The following is a 17,164-nucleotide window of genomic DNA, read 5'->3' as shown; positions in this document are numbered from 1 at the left end:
GTTGGCGTTGGTGTCCGCGTGGCTGTCCGTCACAGTCCAAGCTCCTTCAGCACCGTGTCCACGCGCTTGTCCTGGGCGGTCAGGAAGCGTCCGAACTCGTCCCCCGTCATAAAGGCGTCGGTCCAGCGGTTGCGCCGCACCGCCTCCTGCCACTGCTTCGAGGCATGCATCTTCGTGACCAGGTCGATCAGCTTGTCGCGCTCGGTGTCGGTCAGTCCGGGCGGGGCGACGATGCCGCGCCAGTTGGTGAACGAGACGTCGAGGCCGGACTCCTCGAGCGTCGGAGCGTCCAGGCCCGGCAGGCGCTTTTTGCTGGTCACCGCGAGCACCCGCAGCTCGCCCGCCTCGATCTGGTCCAGGTACTCGCCGACGCCGGAGACACCGAAGGCCACCTTGCCGCCGAGGACGGAGGCCAGCAGTTCGCCACCGCCGTCGTACGGGATGTAGTTGACCTTCTTCGGCGCGATCCCGGCGGCCTTGGCCATCAGCATGGGGGCCAGATGGTCCGGTCCGCCGGGTGAGGAGCCGCCGCCCACGGGCAACGAGCCGGGCTTGTCGCGCCAGTCCGCGACCAGTTGATCGAAGTCGCGGTACTTGGAGCCCTTGGCCACGACCACGATGTCCGGCTCCTGGGTGAGCCGCGCGATCGGCGTCGTATCGGCGAGCGTGGACGGCGCGTGGTTGGTGTGCACCGCGCCCACCACCCCAAGGCCCATGGACATCGCGAGCTTGCCGTTGCCGCGCTCGGCCACCAGGCGGCTGAGCCCGACGGTGCCGCCCGCGCCGGGCAGGTTGAACACTTCGATGTTGCGGCTCAGATCGGCGTCCTCGGCGCTCTTGGCCGCCGTACGCGCCGTGATGTCATAGCCGCCACCTGGGGTGTTGGGCACCATCAGGCGCAGGCCGGGGATATGGGTACCGGTGGCGGAGCCGCTGCCGGAGCTGAGCAGCGGAGGCCCGAGGAGCACGATCACAGCCGCAGAGAAGAGGGCGAGCGGGGTACGCAGACGCGGACTCAGACGCACGGTGACACCGCCTTTCTGTTCTTGCGTGGGTGTCTGTGTGAGGCGCGCCACATGTTGCCGGTGGGTTAACGCGCTGTCTCTCTTTCGGTATTAAGAGACCTTGTGGTCGTTGCGTACACGGCGAAGGCCAACGGGGAAGGCAACGGGAAGGCGCGTTCGATGACGAGAGTGCTGGTGGTCGACGACGACTTCATGGTGGCCAAGCTGCACAGCCGCTATGTGGCGGCCCTGGACGGCTTCACGGTCGCGGGGGTGGCCCATACGGGCGCCGAGGCGCTGCGCGCCGCCGGCGCGCTCCGTCCCGACCTGGTCCTGCTGGACGTGTATCTGCCGGACATGGACGGCATCAGTGTGCTGCGCCGGATGCGGGAGCAGCCGGAACACCGCCATGTGGACGCGCTGTTCGTCACCGCGGCCAAGGACCCGCACGCCGTACGCGAGGCGTTGCGCGCGGGGGCGCTGCACTACCTCATCAAACCCTTCGACCGGACCGCCCTTCAGGAGCAGTTGCGCCACGCCGCCTCCCTGCGGGCCCGCCTCGACTCGCTCGGCGAGGCCAGCCAGGAGGATGTCGACCAGATCTTCGGCACCCGCCCGCGCGGCTCGCGCTCGCGCGAGCAACTGCCCAAGGGCCTGGCCGCGCACACCGCGAGCCTCGTCGAGCGCACGCTGCGCGAGCATGCGGAGGGGCTTTCGGCGGCGGAGTGCGCGGAGGCGGGCGCCTTCTCGCGGGTGAGCGCCCGCCGCTATCTCGAGTACTTCGCCGAGACGGGGCGGGTGGAGGTCACCCTGCGCTACGGCGGCACGGGCCGCCCGGAGCGCCGCTACCGCTGGATCGCCTGACGGCGGCCGGGCGCACCCTGGGGTGCGCCTTGGGGCTCACCCGCCCCCGGCAAAGCCTCGCTGAGCAGCTATCTTGTCCGCATGTCGTCACAGCAGCCTGCCTCCGCGCCCATACCGCCGGACGCCGCTCCGGCCTCTCCGCCCGCCTCTCCGCCCGCCGGTCCGCCCGCCGCTCCGGCGCCGCGTAAGTCCCCGCGGGCCCTGGCCGCCGCGCTGATCGTGGGGATCCTGATCGGCGGCGCGGGCGTCGGTGTCGCCTGGGCGGTCAGCGGCGACTCGTCCGCGGGCGGCGCGGCGGGCGACGCACGGGACGCCTGCCGCGCACTGAGCGGATTCGAGCCATCGGACTACGTCACGAAGGGCTCGAAGGGCGAGATCGCGATGAACCGCTTCGGTGCGGCCATCGCGCTCTCCGCGTCGGCGGCCGCGGGCGACGCCCAGTACAAGCCGCTGGCGAAGGCCCTGCTCATCGTCCAGAACCAGCACGCCAGGACCTTCGATTTCGGCAACAGCGAGGTGAAGAAGAACCTCGACAAGGCCCACCAGATCTGCGACGACCTCGACTGACCGCGCGACCTGGGCCCTGGGCCCTGAGGCGGGGCCGGGGCGGGGCCTGGGCCTCGCGCGTGGCCTCGCGCGGGACTCGCGGGCAGGGGCTGAGACGGACCCTGGCCTGAACCCCGGGAAGCGACCTGGCGTTGGACCACGGGCGGGGCCTCGCGCGCGGGCCCTCGCCTCGGCGCGGCGCACGGGGCCTGAGCCGGGACCTGGTGTGGGACCAGGGAGCTGGACGGGTGGCTCAACTCGCGGGCCGCGCCCCCGTGGCCGCGTAGATCTGCTCCGCGCGGCGCCGGGCCGCACGGGCCCGGCCGTCCCCGGCCACCTCCTTCTCCGCCTCCCCCTCCTGCCCGCTCACGGCCAGCTCCGGTACGGCTCCCGGCACGGCGTCCGGCACCCGGCCGATGAGGTCGAGGGCTCGGGCCTCGCCCAGCGGGTGGCCCGACTCCCGTTGCACGGCAACCGCCTCGACCGCGCGGGCGAGCGCCTGCGCGTATCGCCCCGCGGCGGCGTGGATCTCGCCGAGTTCGGTCAGGGCCTGCCCCTCGACCAGCCGGAAGCCGCAGCGCCGCGCCAGTTGCCGGGCCTCGTCCGCCCGGGCCAGTGCGGCCTCGGCGTGGCCGAGGAGGCGGTAGGCGGCGGCGAGGCCGAGCAGGCTGTCCGCTTCGGCGCGCCGGTTCTGCGCGGCGCGCGCCGCGAGGAGCGCGCGTTCGTGGCTCTCTGCCGCCTGTTCGCCGCGCCCGGCGCGTCGGTGGGCCTCGCCGATGGTGTTGAGGGCGTCGGACTGGATCCGGCGGTTTCCGGTGTCCACGGCGAGCCGCAACGCGCGCTCGCCGTGTTCAAGACCCTCCTCGTGGCGCCCGCACTCCAGCTGGATCCGGCCGGTGATCTGGAGCGCCACCGCGTGGCCGTTGCGGTAGCCGACGGCCTCGTTGATGGCCACGGCCTCGCCGAGGACTTCCAGGCCGTCGCGCAGCCGGCCGGCTTCCCAGTACGCGATGCCGAGGTTGTCCAGGTGGTTGGCCTCGTAGCGGACTCCGGCCTTGCGCCGGATGTGCAGCGCCGTCTCCAGGTCGCTCACAGCCTCCGGCAGCCGGCCCATGTCCCGGTGGACGAGGCCGACGCCGATGAGCGCCAGCGCCTCGGCGTCGGTCTGCCCGAGCTCGCGCAGGATCGCCAGCGCGGCGTCGAAGTGCCCCAGCGCATCGTCCAGCCGAGCCTGTTCCCATTCCACGTACGCCAGTCCGCCGAGCGCCGCCGCCTCGCCCGGGGACCAGCCGATGGCGCGGTGCAGTTCGATGGCGCGCTGGTGGTGGAGGGCGGACTGGCCGAGGATGCCGAGGTCCCACAGGGCGAAGCCGATGTTGTAGTAGATGGCGGCCTCACCGCGCCGGTCGCCCTCGGCGACCGCGGCGTCCAGCGCGCTCTGCGCGGTGACCTGCCAGGTGCCGCGGGGCAGGCAGAGCCAGAAGTAGCCGAGCAGCGCGTCCGTCAGATGCCAGGACACGGCGCGCGGCCCTTCGCGCGCGGCCCGTTCGATGACGGCCAGCAGATTGGCCCGTTCGGCCTCCAGCCACACGATGGCCTCGATCTCGTCGGCGAGCCGCATCGGTGCGCGGACGTGCGGGACGCGTAAGCTCTCGAAGCCCGCCGCGAAGGAGGCGTACGGCCCGCCCTCGCGGTCCCCACAGTGCCCCGGCGCCGCGTCGGCTGCCTCGGCCGTCTCAGCCACCTCGGCGCCCTCGGCCATCTCGCGCGGCAGCCTGGGGATCTGCGGATACAGGATGCGCCCGGCGGTGTCCGCGGCGAGCAGGTACCACGCGTACAGCCGGTCCCGCGCGGCCGCCGGCTCCGCCGCCGGGTCGTCGACCGCCAGGTCGTCGACCGCCCGGTCGTCGGACTCCAGCCGCTCCCAGGCGTATTCGCGGAGCAGGTCGTGGAAGCCGTAGCGGCCCTCCCCGCGCGACTCGATCAGATGCGCGCCCGCCAGGGTGGCCAGCAGCTGCGCGGCCTGCTCCTCCGTGTCGTCCAGCAGCGCCGCCGCGGCCCCGGCGTCGAACTCCAGGCCCGGGACCAGGCCGAGCCGGCGGAACAGCAGCCGGGCCCGGGGGCCCTGGGCCCGGTACGAGAGGTCGAAGGCGGCGCGGACCGCGGACCGTTCGTCGTCCTCCAGCTCCAGCACCGCCAGCCTGCTGCCCTCCGCCAGCTCGGCCGCCAGGTCGGCGACGCGCCGGCCCGGCTCGCAGGCGAGCTGCGCGGCGGCCACGCGCAGCGCGAGTGGGAGGTAGCCGCACAGCCGGGCGAGTTCGGCCACGGCGTCCGGCTCGGCCGCCACCCGCGGTTCCCCGAGGACGGCGACCAGCAGGGCATGGGCCTCCTCGGGGGCCAGTACGTCGAGCATGAGGGGGTGCGCGCCCTCCCGTGCGACCAGGCCGCCCAGCCGGTTGCGGCTGGTCACCACGACGAGGCAGGACGGGCCACCGGGCAGCAGCGGGCGGACCTGCTCGGCGGAGACCGCGTCGTCCAGCAGGATCAGCATCCGCCGGTCCACCAGCAGGGACCGGTAGCGGCGGATCATCTCGTCCTCGTCGGCCGGTATCTCCTGCGGCGTCAGGCCCAGTCCTCGCAGCAGCTGCCCGAGGGCGTCGCGCGGGCGCAGCGGTTCGCGGTTGCCGTCGAAGCCTCGCAGGTCCACGTACAGCTGGCCGTCCGGGAACCGGTCCCGCACCTGATGGCCCCAGTGCACGGCCAGGGCGGTCTTGCCCACGCCCGCGGTGCCGCCGATCGCGGAGATCACCACCGTGCCGGTGTCGGGCGCCGGGCCGCCGGACGGGACGAGGGCGTGCAGCCGGGCGACGGCCTCGGTCCGGCCGGTGAAGCCGGGTACGGCGCGCGGCAGTTCGGCGGGGATCAGCCGCGGGCCGCTGTGGTTCTGCGGGCCGGGCGGCGCATCGGCAAAGGCGGGCTGGGGCGAGGGCGGTGCGGGCGGGCGTACATCGAGGTCGCCCACCAGGATCCGCTGGTGCAGCGCCTGGAGTTCGGGCCCGGGGTCGACCCCCAGCTCATCGGCCAGCCGCTCGCGGGTGCGGGTGTACACCTCAAGCGCCTCGGCCTGCCGCTCGCACCGGTACAGGGTCACGATGAGCTGCCGTACGACCCGCTCGTCCAGCGGGTGGGCGGCGGCCAGATCGCGCAGCTCGGGCAGCAGTTCGCCGTGCCGGCCCAGCCGCAGCTCCGCGTCGCCCAGAGCCAGCCGGGCCGCGATGTGCTCGCTGCCCAGCCGCTCCCGCATGTTCCAGGCCCAGTCACCGGACAGACCGGACAGGGCCTCCCCGCGCCACAGCCCGAGAGCCCCGCGCAGCAGCCCGGCGGCGCGCGTGGGGTCCTCCTCCGCGGCCGCGGCCTCGGCGACCAGGCCACGGAACCGGTGGAGGTCCACCAACTCGGCCGACACCTCCAGCACATAGCCCCCGGCGCGCCGCGCCAGCCGGGCGCCGTCGTGCCCGCCGGCCGCCGCCCCCACCGCGCCTTCTTCCAAGGCGCGCAGCGCCGCCCGCAGCCGCGCCACATACCCGTACAGCACACTGCGCACGGACGCCGGGGGCTCCTCGCCCCACACCCGGTCGATCAACTGCCCCACGGGCACCACGCGGTTCGCCTCCACCAGCAGGACCGCGATCACACAGCGCTGCTTGGCGTGCCCGAGGTCGACTTGCCGGTCTTTGGACCACGCCTCAACGGGGCCGAGGACCCGGAAGTCCATGTGAGCCTCCCCCAACCCTGGTTCTCTCCCCCCGCGCCCTGATCTTCTCGCGAATTCGGCAGGCCGCGTGCAGGAGCGTCCAAGGTTTCCTCAAGATTTCGTCCAAGTCCCGTGCGGCAGAGTGTTCTCAGCGGCTCCGATTTGGGACGGAGCGGCGCCTCGGGAAGGCCGCCGACCTGCTTGACGGGGGATGGCAGGTCGGCGGCCCCGGCACGTCGGCGCGTTGGGGGACGCGCCGACGTGCGCCTCATTGAGACGTGATCAGCCCGTCAGACCGTCGCGGGCCTGGTGCCGATGACGACGGTCGCGCCCAGCTCCTCGCATCCGGCGATCCGGGGAATCAGCCCGTGCCGGGCGAAGGTCTCGGCGGTGCGCGGCGCCTGACCCTCGCTGGTCTCGATCAGCAGATGGCCGTCGGGCGCCAGCCACTGGGCCGCCCCGGCGAGCACCCGCCGCTGGACGTCGAGCCCGTCCGCGCCGCCGTCCAGCGCGACGCGCGGCTCGTGGTCGCGGGCCTCCGGGGGCAGCAGGCGGATGGCATCGGTGGGTACGTAGGGGGCGTTGGCGACCAGAACGTCGACACGCCCGCGCAGCGCGGCGGGCAGTGGCTCGTAGAGGTCGCCCTCGTACACCCGGCCCATGTCGGCGGGGATGTTGCGCCGGGCGCAGCGCACCGCGGCGGGCTCGATGTCGGCCGCGTACAGCTCGACCGGGGGGACCGGACCCAGCTCGACCGGGGAGACCGGACCCAGTGCCGCGATCAGCGCGGCGCCCACCGCGCCCGAGCCGCAGCACAGGTCGACGACGACGGCCCCTGGCCGGGCGAGGCCGACGGCCTGGTCGACGAGGAATTCGGTGCGCCGACGGGGTACGAAGACGCCGTGGTCGACGGCTATCCGCAGACCGTGGAACTCCGCCCAGCCGAGGACGTGTTCCAGGGGAAGCCCCGCCACGCGCCGGTCGACCATGGCGGCGAGTTCATCGGGGGTACGGGCCGTGGTGACGAGCAGGTGCGCCTCGTCCTCGGCGAAGACACAGCCGACGCCGCGGAGCCTGGTGACGATGGCGGAGAGGGGAAGAAGTGACGGTGAGACCGACATGGGAGCCTTTCGGAACGCCTTTGGGCGCTCCCGCGGTCACCTATCCCTGAGGGACCGCACGGCCGTGAGATGAGAGCACCCGACCTGACACAGCGGTAATGGGTCTCACCTCCTCGGTCGTTCGCTTCTGAAGCCGCGATCACTTTACCCGAGGCAGTCGGCGGCGCAAACGTGTGCGAGGGGGCCGAGGAGGCGAGGGCCTGCCCGGGCAGCGGGCCCCGCGCCGCGGCAAATGCCTTGACGGGCGGAATGTTAGCGGTAACACTCCCGTCGTGGACAAGCCTCCGAGCACGCCTCCGCTCCCCCGACCCGACGACCGGCCACCTGGCCGGACCCCCGACCGGACCCCCGACCGGACCACTGACCGGACCCCGCTGTTCAGCCGCGCCGCCGTGGTCGCGTCCTGCGTGGGCTTCATCCTGATCGGCGCGCTGCAGGCGCTCTACGGACCGTCGATTCCCGCCTTCCGCGACGAGTTCGGCCTCTCCCCCTCCACCGCCGGACTCGGTCTCAGCGCCCACTTCGTCGGGGGTGTCGCGGGCGTCCTCGTCTTCGACCGGCTCTTCGGCCACGCCGACCCCGCCTCCCGGATCGGCAACCGCAAGCTGCTCGGCGGCTCGTATCTGCTGATGGCCGTCGGCGCGGCCGGTTTCGCCCTCGCGCCCACGTGGCCGGCCGCCCTCGCCATGGCGCTGGTGGCCGGGCTCGGCTTCGGCGGCATCGACTACGGCCTGAACCAGCTGTTCGCCGTCGGGTTCGGGCGCCGCAGCACCGCCATGCTCAACATCCTCAACGCCCACTTCGGCATCGGCGCGATCCTCGGTCCGGCACTGATCGGCCTGGTGGGGGCGGAGCGCTACACCGCCGTCTTCCTCGGCTTCGCCGCCCTGACCCTGCCGCTGCTGCTGTGCCTGGCCGGGGTGCGGGACGAGGCTCCCCCGCGTACGGCGGGTGGCGAGAACGACCCGCAGGACGACGCCGCGGACGCGCGGCGGGCGCGGGCGCGGTCCCGCAGCCTGGCCACCGTGCTGGGCGCCTTCGTGCTCCTGTACGTCCTGCATGTCGGCATCGAGGCGGGCGTCGGCGGCTGGGAGCCCACCCACCTGGAGACCGTCGGCTACGGCGCGACCGCCGCCGCCTCCGCGACCTCCGTCTACTGGCTGATGATGACGGTCGGCCGCTTCCTGGTCGCGCCACTCGCGCTGCGCTGGCCCGCCCGGTCGATCATCGTGGTCAGCTGCGCGGGCATGACCGCGTGCCTGCTGCTCGCCGCGGTGCCCGCGCTGGCCCCGTACGCATACGCGGGCGTCGGCCTGTTCATCGCGCCGATCTTCCCGACCGGCCTGCCCTGGCTGAACGACGCGGCCCCGCGCGCCCGCCGGGCCGGAGCGCTGGTCATCGCGGCGTCCATGGTCGGCGGCGTGGCCGCGGGCCCGGCGCTCGGCAAGGCCATCGAACTGTCCGGCATCCGGTCGGTGCCGCTCATCCTGGCCGCGGTCTCGGCGATCTGCCTGGCCACGACGGGCTGGCTGATCCGTGCCACGGCCACGCGCCCGGCCGACACCGACCCTCGTTCCGCCACCGCCGGGCGGCCTCCTCTCGGCGACCTCGGCGACCTCGGCGACCGGGTGGGCGAGAAGCCGTAGGGCCTGTCGTCAAAGGGGGCGCCCTGCTACCGACGCCGCAGTGACATCAGCCTCCCCCAGCTACCGCTGGGAGGTGCCCCCGGCCAGACGCCGCTCGCGGCCGGGCGCCCCCTTTGACGACAGACCCTCGCGCGGCCGCCCGGCGTCCGCTCATCCGACCCGCCGCAGGGCCTTCTCGCGGCGCTCGGCCACGCTCGACCCCGACTCCCGGCGGGCCATCCGCCGCAGTACGACCGGGGCCACGGCCAGGCCGAGCGCGGCCCAGGCACCCAGCACTCCGACGGTCTCCAGGTGCCGCCAGGAGTCCCCGATCTCGATGTCGACCGCCGCGTCCGGCAGCAGGGCCGACCGCATACCAAGGCCGAGCCAGTAGATCGGGAACGCCTGGGCGATCCACTCCAGCCACTCCGGCAGCGCGGTGACCGGGTAGAAGATGCCGGAGATCGCCATCAGGCCCAGGACCGGCAGCTGGACGAGCGCTTGGCCGCGCGCGCTGGGGAACATCGAGCCCAGCACCGCGCCGAGGGGCAGGGTCGCCAACATGCCCAGGGCCAGCACCCAGGCCACCGTCAGCCAGGAGTCCGCGCCGCCGACGGCCAGGCCGTCGATGAGCAGCAGCCCGGGGAGGAGCAGGATGGCGAGGTCGGCGAGGAGTCCGCCGGCCACCGAGACGACCTTGCCGACGAGGTAGCCGCGCATCCCGTGCGGGGTGGCCTTGGCCCGCAGCAGGGTCCCGTCCTCGCGGTCGGCGGTGAGCAGTTGGCTCATGGTGACCATGCCCATCGCCGCGTTCATCCCCAGGATGCTGGGCAGGGCCATGCTGCCGAGCAGGAGTCCGCCGGCCAGTGTGGTGTCCCGCATGAAGTACATGGCGGTCAGCATCAGCACCGGCCACAGCAGATGGGACAGCAGCTCGGCGCCGTTGGTGAATGACTGCCGCAGTTCGATCACGCCGCGGCTCCAGCCCGCCCGCAGCGCTGCGGTTCCGGGGTTCATCGGCCCACCCCCGTCGACTCATGCCCCGCCGACTCACGCCGTACCGACCCACTGGCCGCCGACTCACGCCGCGCCGACCCACTGGCCGCCGACGCACTGCGCGCCGGCTCACGCCCCGCCGCGTCCTCGCTCTGCCGGACCAGCGCCCGGTAGGTGTCCTCCAACGAGGCGCGGCGTACCTCGAGTTCGCCGATCGCCTCGCCGTACCGGCCGAACAGCCCGCGTACGAAGGCGGTGGAATCGGCGGTCGACGCCGTGAAGCGCTCACCCTCACGCGTCCAGCGCACCTCGTCCTCGCCCGCGATCCGCCGCGCCAGCTCGTCCACCGAGCCGTCCGCGATGATCCGCCCACCGGCCAGGATCAGAACGCGGTCGGCGAGCTTGCCCGCCTCGTCCAGGTCGTGGGTGGTGAGCAGGATCGTGGTCGCGTGGTCCGCGGCGAGGCGGTGGACGAGGGCGTGGAACTCATGCCGGGCCTCGGGGTCGAATCCCGTGGTGGGCTCGTCGAGGAACAGCAGCTCGGGGCGGCCCACGATGCCGATGGCCACGTCCAGTCTGCGCCGCTGACCGCCGGACAGCGTCTTGATCTTCTTGCCCGCGTGCTCGGTCAGGCCGACCGCCGCGACGAGTTCGTCCGGGTCCCACGGCCGACGGATCGCCGCGGTGGAGTACGCGGCGTAGTAGCCGCCCAAGTGGGCGAGGAGTTCACGCACCCGCCACTTGCCGTGGTCCCGCCAGGACTGCAGGACCACCCCCACCCGCGCCCGCCACCGCTCGTCGCCCTGCGCCGGATCCGCGCCGAGCACCTGGACGCGGCCCGCCGACCGCGCCCGGAAACCTTCCAGGATCTCGATGGTCGTGGTCTTGCCCGCCCCGTTCGGCCCGAGGAGCGCCAACACCTCCCCGTGGCGCACCTGGAACGTCACATCGCGCAGGACGTCGACCGAGCCGTACCGCATACGCAGCCCGTCGACGTCGAGCGCGACTTCTTCGCGTGCCGCCGTCTTCATGTCACCTCACTCAATGCGTTTGATCGACACGAAAGCTACGTTGCGTTTCATGAATCGTCAACATCAATTACCCACTTTCCAAGGGATGTTGCAATGAAATTGAAGGCAAATGCAACGCGCTTCTAGATCTCTCGTTGCAATGAGCTGACCGTGAACGCATACTGGACCGGCCATCGACAACCACGGGAGGCGCACCGATGCCGGGAGGCAGGCTGACCCACGGGGACCGCCAGGACATCGCCTCGGGGCTCGCCGAGGGACTCGGCTACGCCGAGATCGCCCGGCGGCTCGGCCGGCCGACATCGACCATCAGCCGGGAGGTGGCCCGCAACGGCGGACCCGACGGCTACCGGGCCGACCGTGCCCATCGGGCCACCGAGCGGCGTTCGCGCCGCCCCGGGCCACCCCCACGCCCGGAGCCCCCGGCCGCCATCAGCGCCGACGGGCGCGACCCCGAGGCGGTACGCGCCTTCGCCGAGGAGTTCGCGGGGCTGATGGTGCAGACGGGGCTGACCCGCATGGTGGCCCGCGTGTTCGCCCGGCTGTTCACCACCGACTCCGGCCGGCTCGGCTCGGCCGAGCTGGTCCAGCAACTGCGGGTCAGCCCCGCGTCGGTGTCCAAGGCCATCGGCTATCTCGAGGGGCTGGAGCTGATACGCCGTGAACGCGCCCCAGGGGGGCGGCGCGAGCTGTACGTCATCGACGACGACGTCTGGATCCGGTCGTGGATAACGAGCGCCCATACGACCGAGATGTGGGCTCAGACCGCGCGGCGTGGAGTCGACCTCTTCGACGCCGGAACGCCCGCCGGGGCCCGGCTGGACCAGATGCGCCAGTTCTTCGCCGGCCTCAGCGACAACATGTCCGGCGGCCCCGACGCCGCCCTGGCCGCCGACGTACTGACCGTGCTCGCGGCGCTCGTCCACACCGGCGCGCCGCTCACCGCGGACCAGTTGGCCACCGCGCTGGACTGGCCCACGGACCGTCTCGCCGACGCGCTGCGCGTCGCCGAGGAGCACCCGGACGTCAGCTCCCCCGTCGCGCTCCGGCGCACCGCCCCCGACACGTACGCCGTCGCCGCCCGGCCCGAGTGGCTGACCCCGCCCCAGCGCGAAGCCCTCGCCCGCCACCGGCCACACCCCACAGGTCACCCCACAGGTCCGCGCGGGCGCGGAACGCAGGGGGCCTAGGGTGTAAGGGCAGACGCAGCAAGCAGGGCAGCAGCAGGCAGGAAGGAAGTCCCGGTATGGCGGAGCCCGTCCGGACCAGGCGCCGCCGGGGGACGGCCGGCTCCCGGGTTCTGATGGCGGACGTCGCCCGGCTCGCGGGAGTGTCCGGCCAGACCGTCTCGCGGGTGCTCAACGACCACCCGAGGGTCCGGGAGGAGACCCGCGAGCGGGTGCGGGCCGCGATGCGGGAGCTGGGCTACCGCCCGACCGCCAGCGCCCGCACACTCGCCAGCGGGCGTAGCCGGATGCTCGGCGTGATCTCCTTCGACGCGACCCGCTTCGGCCCGGCCGCCACCTTGGCGGGCATCAACGAGGCGGCCCAGTCGGCCGGTTATCTGGTCAGTACGATCGCGCTGACCGCCACCGACCAGGCGTCCGTGGCGGGTGCGCTGGACCGGCTGCTCGGCGACGGCGCGGACGGGGTGATCGCCATCGCGCCGCAGCGCTCGGTGGGCCAGGCCCTGGTCGAGTCGGGCCATGACATTCCGCTGGTCACCCTCGACAAGAGCTTCGGGGAGCGGGTCCCGGTCGTCGCCGGGGACTCGGCGTCCGGCGCCCGCCAGGCCACCGAGCATCTGCTGGGCCTCGGCCACCGTACGGTCTGGCATATCGCGGGCCCCGTCGGCTGGATCGCGGCGGAGGCCCGCCTCGACGGCTGGCGGGCGGCCCTGAAGGACGCGGGGGCCGTCGCACCCGAGCCGCTGTTCGGCGACTGGAGCGCGGACTCCGGCTATGAGCTGGGCCGCCAGGTGGCCGAGCGACCGGAGGTCACCGCGGTCTTCGTGTCCAACGACCAGATGGCGGTGGGCGTGCTGCGCGCGCTGCACGAGGCCGGGCGCCGGGTTCCCGAGGACGTCAGCGTGGTCGGCTACGACGACATCCCCGAGGCCGCGCATCTGCTGCCGCCGCTGACCACGGTCCGTACGGACTTCGCCGAGGTCGGCCGACGCTGTCTGGCCCTGATGCTGGACCAGCTCCACCGGGCGCCCGAGCCCGGGGTCCGCGTGGACATCCCCACGGAGCTGGTCGTCCGCCGCAGCACCGGCCCGGCGCCCGCCTGAGCCGGGAGCCGGGGAGGCGGGGCGCTCAGGAGCCGAGAAGCCAGGGAGCCGGGGAGCGCCGTTCCAGGGTGTGACACGGCCCCCCACTCGGCTCCCGTCCGGGCCCGCGCGCTGTGAGACTGGACGACATGGCAGGTGAGCAGCAGCACAGCACTGGCGGTAGCGGCAGCGGCAGCGGTAGCGGTACGGAGCTGGGGCGGTTTCTGCGCGCCCGGCGCACCCAGGTCACCCCCGACCAGGTCGGTCTGACCGCCGGCCCCGGTCTGCGCCGCACTCCCGGTCTGCGCCGCGAAGAGCTCGCCGCCCTCGCCGGCGTCAGCATCGACTACTACACCCGTCTGGAGCGCGGCAAGGAGACCAGGCCCAGCCCGTCCGTGGTCGACGCCCTCGCCCGCGCCCTGCGCATGGACGACGACGAGCGCGACCACCTGCGCGAGCTGGCCGCCCGCGCCGCCCGGTACGCGCCCGAGCTCCTGGCCGCCCCCAGCCGCACCGTACGGCCGCAGCTCAAGCTGCTGCTGGAGACCATGCGCCCGAACCCGGCCTACGTAGCCAGCCGCACCCTCGATCTGCTCGCCTGCAACCCCGGCGGTCTGGCGCTGTACGCCGGCATCGGCGACTGGCCCGCCAAACAGCGCAACCTGGCCCGCTATCTCTTTCTGCACCCGGCCGCCCGCGAGATCTTCGCCGACTGGGGGAACCAGATCCGCGGCTGCGTGGCCCGGCTGCGCGCCCTGGCCGGGACCGACCCCGACGCCCCCGACCTGGCGGGCCTCGTCGGCGAGCTCCTGCTGAAAAGCCCGGACTTCGCGACCCTGTGGGAGCGCTACGAGGTCAAGGGCCGCAGGGCCGCCACGCGCAAGACCTTCCACCATCCGCACGTCGGCGAGATGACCCTCGGTTTCCAGGCCATGCACCTGGAGGGGACCCCCGGTCAGCGCCTGGGCGTGTACATCGCCGAGCCGGGCACCCCGGACTACGACGCGATGGTGCTGCTGGACTTGGCCGCTCCCCAGCGTGCGAAGAACGCGCCGAATACGACGCCGGCAGACCGCCCGCACTGACCACGGCCCCGGCCCCGGCCCCGTATGCTCGCAGACATGATCACGGTCAGGTTGGAGCGGCTTCGGGCGGACCACGCACCCGCCCTGCTGGCTTTCGAGCGGGAAAACAGGGCCTACTTCGCGCGGTCCATCCCGGACCGGGGCGACTCGTATTTCACGGAGTTCGCTTCCCTCCATCAGCTCCGGCTCGACGAGCAGGAGGCCGGGTTGTGCCACTTCCATGTGGTTCTGGACGAGGCGGGAGAGCTGGTCGGCCGGGTGAATCTGGTGGACGTCCTGGAAGGCACCGCCGAGCTCGGCTACCGCGTCGGCGAGCGGGCCACGGGGCGGGGTGTCGCGACGGCCGCGGTGGCGCAGGTGTGCCGGCTGGCCGCGGACTCGTACGGGCTCTCGGCCCTCATCGCGGCGGCCACGCTCGACAACCAGGCCTCCACGGCCGTGCTCCGGCGCAGCGGATTCACGGCCGTGGAGGACATCGAGCTGAATGGGCGGCCCGCGGTCCGTTACCGGCTCCGGCTCACCGCCCCGCGCTGACCACGTCGGAGCATCAGCCTCCGATGTACTCCCGCAGATGGCGGGCGGTCAGCGTGTCCGCGCCGGCCACCAGGTCGGCGGGGGTCCCGGTGAACACCACCTGCCCGCCGTCGTGGCCGCCGCCCGGGCCGAGGTCGACGAGCCAGTCGGCGTGAGCCATCACGGCCTGGTGGTGTTCGATGACGATGACCGTGTTGCCGTCGTCGACCAGCCGGTCCAGCAGGGCCAGCAGCTTGTCGACGTCGGCCATGTGCAGTCCGGTGGTCGGCTCGTCCAGGATGTACGTCGAGGACTTCTCGGCCATGTGGATGGCCAGCTTGAGCCGCTGGCGCTCGCCGCCGGAGAGGGTGTTCAGCGGCTGGCCGAGCCGCAGATAGCTCAGCCCGACGTCCACCAGCCGCCCCAGGAGGGTGTGCGCCTGCCCCGAGGGGAAGAACTCGTGCGCCTCCGCCACCGGCATGCCCAGCACCTCGCTGATGTTCTTGCCGCGCAGCGTGTACGTCAGCACCTCGGGCGTGAACCGCTTGCCCTCGCACTCCTCGCACACCGAGGCCACCCCGGCCATCATCGCCAGATCGGTGTAGATGAGCCCGATGCCGTTGCACTTGGGGCAGGCGCCCTCCGAATTGGCGCTGAACAGCGCCGCCTTGACGCCGTTGGCCTTGGCGAAGGCGGTGCGGATCGGGCCGAGCAGCCCGGTGTACGTGGCGGGGTTGGAGCGGCGGGAGCCGCGGATGGGCGACTGGTCGGCCACCACCACCCCGTCCCGCCCGGCCAGATAGCCGTGGATCAGCGAGCTCTTGCCCGAACCGGCCACGCCGGTGACCACGGTCAGCACCCCGGTCGGGATGTCCACGTCGACGCTCTTCAGGTTGTGCAGGTCCGCGCCCTTGATGGTCAGCTGCCCACGCGGGGTGCGTACGGTCTCGCGCAGCCGCGTCCGGTGTTCCAGGTGGCGCCCGGTGAGGGTGGCGGAGGCGCGCAGCCCGGCGACGTCCCCGCTGTAGCAGATCTCGCCACCGCCCGTACCCGCCCCGGGGCCGAGGTCCACGACATGGTCGGCGATCGCGATCACCTCGGGCTTGTGCTCGACGACCAGCACCGTGTTTCCCTTGTCGCGCAGCCGCAGCAGCAGGTCGTTCATCCGCTGGATGTCATGAGGGTGCAGCCCGACGGTCGGCTCGTCGAAGACATAGGTCACATCGGTCAGGCTGGAGCCGAGGTGGCGCACCATCTTGACCCGCTGCGCCTCGCCGCCGGAGAGGGTGGCGGAGGCGCGGTCGAGGCTCAGATAGCCGAGCCCGATCTCGACGAGCGAATCCAGCAGGTGCCGCAGATTGCCCAGCAGCGGGGCCACCGACGGGTCGTCGACGCCCCGTATGAACTCGGCGAGGTCGCTGATCTGCATGGCCGAGCACTGGGCGATGTTGACCTCGCCGATCGTCGAGGACAGCGCGGCGGCGCTCAGCCTGGTGCCGCCGCAGTCCGGGCAGTCGGCGAAGACGACGGCCCGGTCCACGAAGGCGCGGATATGGGCCTGCATGGATTCGCGGTCCTTGGAGAGGTAGAGCCGCTGGAACTTGGTGACAAGGCCTTCATAGGTGAGGTTGCTGGAGCCGATCTTGATCTTGGTGGACTCCTTGTGGAGGAAGTCCGCCCACTCCTGCTCGGTGAAGTCCTTGAGCTTCTTGTCCGGGTCGTAGAGGCCGGAGTTGGCCATGACCTGCCAGTACCAGGTGTCCACGCCGAAGTTCGGGACGGCGATGGCCCCTTCGTTCAGTGAGAGTTCGCGGTCCACCAACTGGTCGACGTCGATCTTCGACACCTGGCCGAGCCCCTCGCAGGCCGCACACATGCCCTCGGGGCTGTTGAAGCTGAAGGCCGAGGACGTCCCGATATGCGGGGTGCCGACGCGGCTGAAGACGATCCGCAGCATGGTGTACGCATCGGTGGCGGTGCCCACGGTGGAGCGCGAGTTGGCGCCGATCCGCTCCTGGTCGACGACGATCGCGGCGCTCAGATTGTGCAGCCCGTCCACGTCGGGGCGGCTCAGGCTCGGCATGAACGACTGGATGAAGGCCGTGTACGTCTCGTTGATCAGGCGCTGCGACTCGGCGGCGATGGTGCCGAACACCAGCGAGGACTTCCCGGACCCGGACACTCCGGTGAAGACCGTGAGCCTGCGCTTGGGGATGTCCAGGGAGACGTCCTTGAGGTTGTTCGCTCGGGCTCCGCGGACCTGGATCAGATGGTGGCTGTCGGCCGGGCGGGGTCCGGACGTGGCGTTCACGGCTACTCCTCCTGGAACAGAAAAACAGGGTACGCCGTACCCTAT

At 72.6% G+C, this 17,164-nt stretch carries 13 protein-coding genes; 7 read left to right on the top strand and 6 right to left on the bottom strand.

Annotated elements, in window-relative coordinates:
* Positions 1-29: 29 nt before the first annotated feature.
* The gene (locus ACH4U7_RS37890) at positions 30-1,025 is read right to left on the bottom strand and encodes a Bug family tripartite tricarboxylate transporter substrate binding protein (RefSeq protein WP_398532306.1); all 996 of its coding nucleotides are present in this window, start codon (positions 1,023-1,025) and stop codon (positions 30-32) included.
* 159 nt (positions 1,026-1,184) lie between these two features.
* Between ACH4U7_RS37890 and ACH4U7_RS37885 the strand changes: the two genes are divergently transcribed.
* Positions 1,185-1,868 (top strand): response regulator, encoded by a 684-nt coding sequence (locus tag ACH4U7_RS37885; protein ID WP_398532305.1) that lies wholly within the window; start codon positions 1,185-1,187, stop codon positions 1,866-1,868.
* An 81-nt stretch (positions 1,869-1,949) separates the two neighbouring features.
* Complete coding sequence (locus ACH4U7_RS37880) at positions 1,950-2,435, top strand: hypothetical protein (RefSeq protein WP_398532304.1); 486 nt, start codon at positions 1,950-1,952, stop codon at positions 2,433-2,435.
* A 232-nt stretch (positions 2,436-2,667) separates the two neighbouring features.
* On the opposite strand, the gene ACH4U7_RS37875 is transcribed toward ACH4U7_RS37880, so the two are convergent.
* Both ACH4U7_RS37875 and ACH4U7_RS37870 read right to left on the bottom strand, forming a co-directional pair.
* A complete protein-coding gene (locus ACH4U7_RS37875; RefSeq protein WP_398532303.1) occupies positions 2,668-6,189 on the bottom strand; it encodes an AfsR/SARP family transcriptional regulator in 3,522 nt (1,173 codons plus the stop codon).
* Between the two features lie 269 nt (positions 6,190-6,458).
* A complete protein-coding gene (locus ACH4U7_RS37870) occupies positions 6,459-7,289 on the bottom strand; it encodes a putative protein N(5)-glutamine methyltransferase (RefSeq protein WP_398532302.1) in 831 nt (276 codons plus the stop codon).
* A 374-nt stretch (positions 7,290-7,663) separates the two neighbouring features.
* On the opposite strand from ACH4U7_RS37870, the gene ACH4U7_RS37865 reads away from it, so the two are divergent.
* A complete protein-coding gene (locus ACH4U7_RS37865) occupies positions 7,664-8,935 on the top strand; it encodes an MFS transporter (protein ID WP_398532423.1) in 1,272 nt (423 codons plus the stop codon).
* Positions 8,936-9,085: 150 nt separating this feature from the next.
* On the opposite strand, the gene ACH4U7_RS37860 is transcribed toward ACH4U7_RS37865, so the two are convergent.
* Entirely contained in the window at positions 9,086-9,931 is an 846-nt protein-coding gene (locus tag ACH4U7_RS37860) for an ABC transporter permease (RefSeq protein WP_398532301.1), read from the bottom strand.
* Positions 9,928-10,941 carry an ABC transporter ATP-binding protein gene (locus ACH4U7_RS37855; RefSeq protein WP_398532300.1) on the bottom strand — a complete coding sequence of 338 codons (1,014 nt, stop codon included), beginning with the start codon at positions 10,939-10,941 and terminating at the stop codon, positions 9,928-9,930. The genes ACH4U7_RS37860 and ACH4U7_RS37855 overlap by 4 nt, the downstream gene beginning before the upstream one ends.
* Before the next feature lie 197 nt (positions 10,942-11,138).
* On the opposite strand from ACH4U7_RS37855, the gene ACH4U7_RS37850 reads away from it, so the two are divergent.
* The 4 genes from ACH4U7_RS37850 (at position 11,139) to ACH4U7_RS37835 (ending at position 14,829) form a co-directional block, all read left to right on the top strand.
* On the top strand, positions 11,139-12,131 hold the full coding sequence (locus ACH4U7_RS37850; RefSeq protein ID WP_398532299.1) for a helix-turn-helix domain-containing protein: 993 nt from the start codon (positions 11,139-11,141) through the stop codon (positions 12,129-12,131).
* A gap of 56 nt (positions 12,132-12,187) precedes the next feature.
* On the top strand, positions 12,188-13,231 hold the full coding sequence (locus ACH4U7_RS37845; protein WP_398532298.1) for a LacI family DNA-binding transcriptional regulator: 1,044 nt from the start codon (positions 12,188-12,190) through the stop codon (positions 13,229-13,231).
* Between the two features lie 128 nt (positions 13,232-13,359).
* On the top strand, positions 13,360-14,295 hold the full coding sequence (locus ACH4U7_RS37840; RefSeq protein ID WP_398532297.1) for a helix-turn-helix transcriptional regulator: 936 nt from the start codon (positions 13,360-13,362) through the stop codon (positions 14,293-14,295).
* Between the two features lie 36 nt (positions 14,296-14,331).
* Positions 14,332-14,829, top strand: coding sequence for a GNAT family N-acetyltransferase (locus tag ACH4U7_RS37835; protein ID WP_398532296.1), 498 nt, complete (start codon positions 14,332-14,334; stop codon positions 14,827-14,829).
* Positions 14,830-14,842: 13 nt separating this feature from the next.
* Here the strand turns inward: ACH4U7_RS37835 and ACH4U7_RS37830 are convergent, their stop codons facing one another.
* Positions 14,843-17,077, bottom strand: a complete 2,235-nt coding sequence (locus ACH4U7_RS37830; RefSeq protein WP_398532422.1) for an ATP-binding cassette domain-containing protein — start codon at positions 17,075-17,077, stop codon at positions 14,843-14,845.
* Positions 17,078-17,164: the final 87 nt, after the last annotated feature.

The organism is Streptomyces sp. NPDC020845 (genome assembly GCF_044334165.1).
GTDB lineage: Bacteria > Actinomycetota > Actinomycetes > Streptomycetales > Streptomycetaceae > Streptomyces.
The sequence above is the reverse complement of the archived record's forward strand: the minus strand, read 5'-3'. Positions and strand labels throughout refer to the sequence as shown.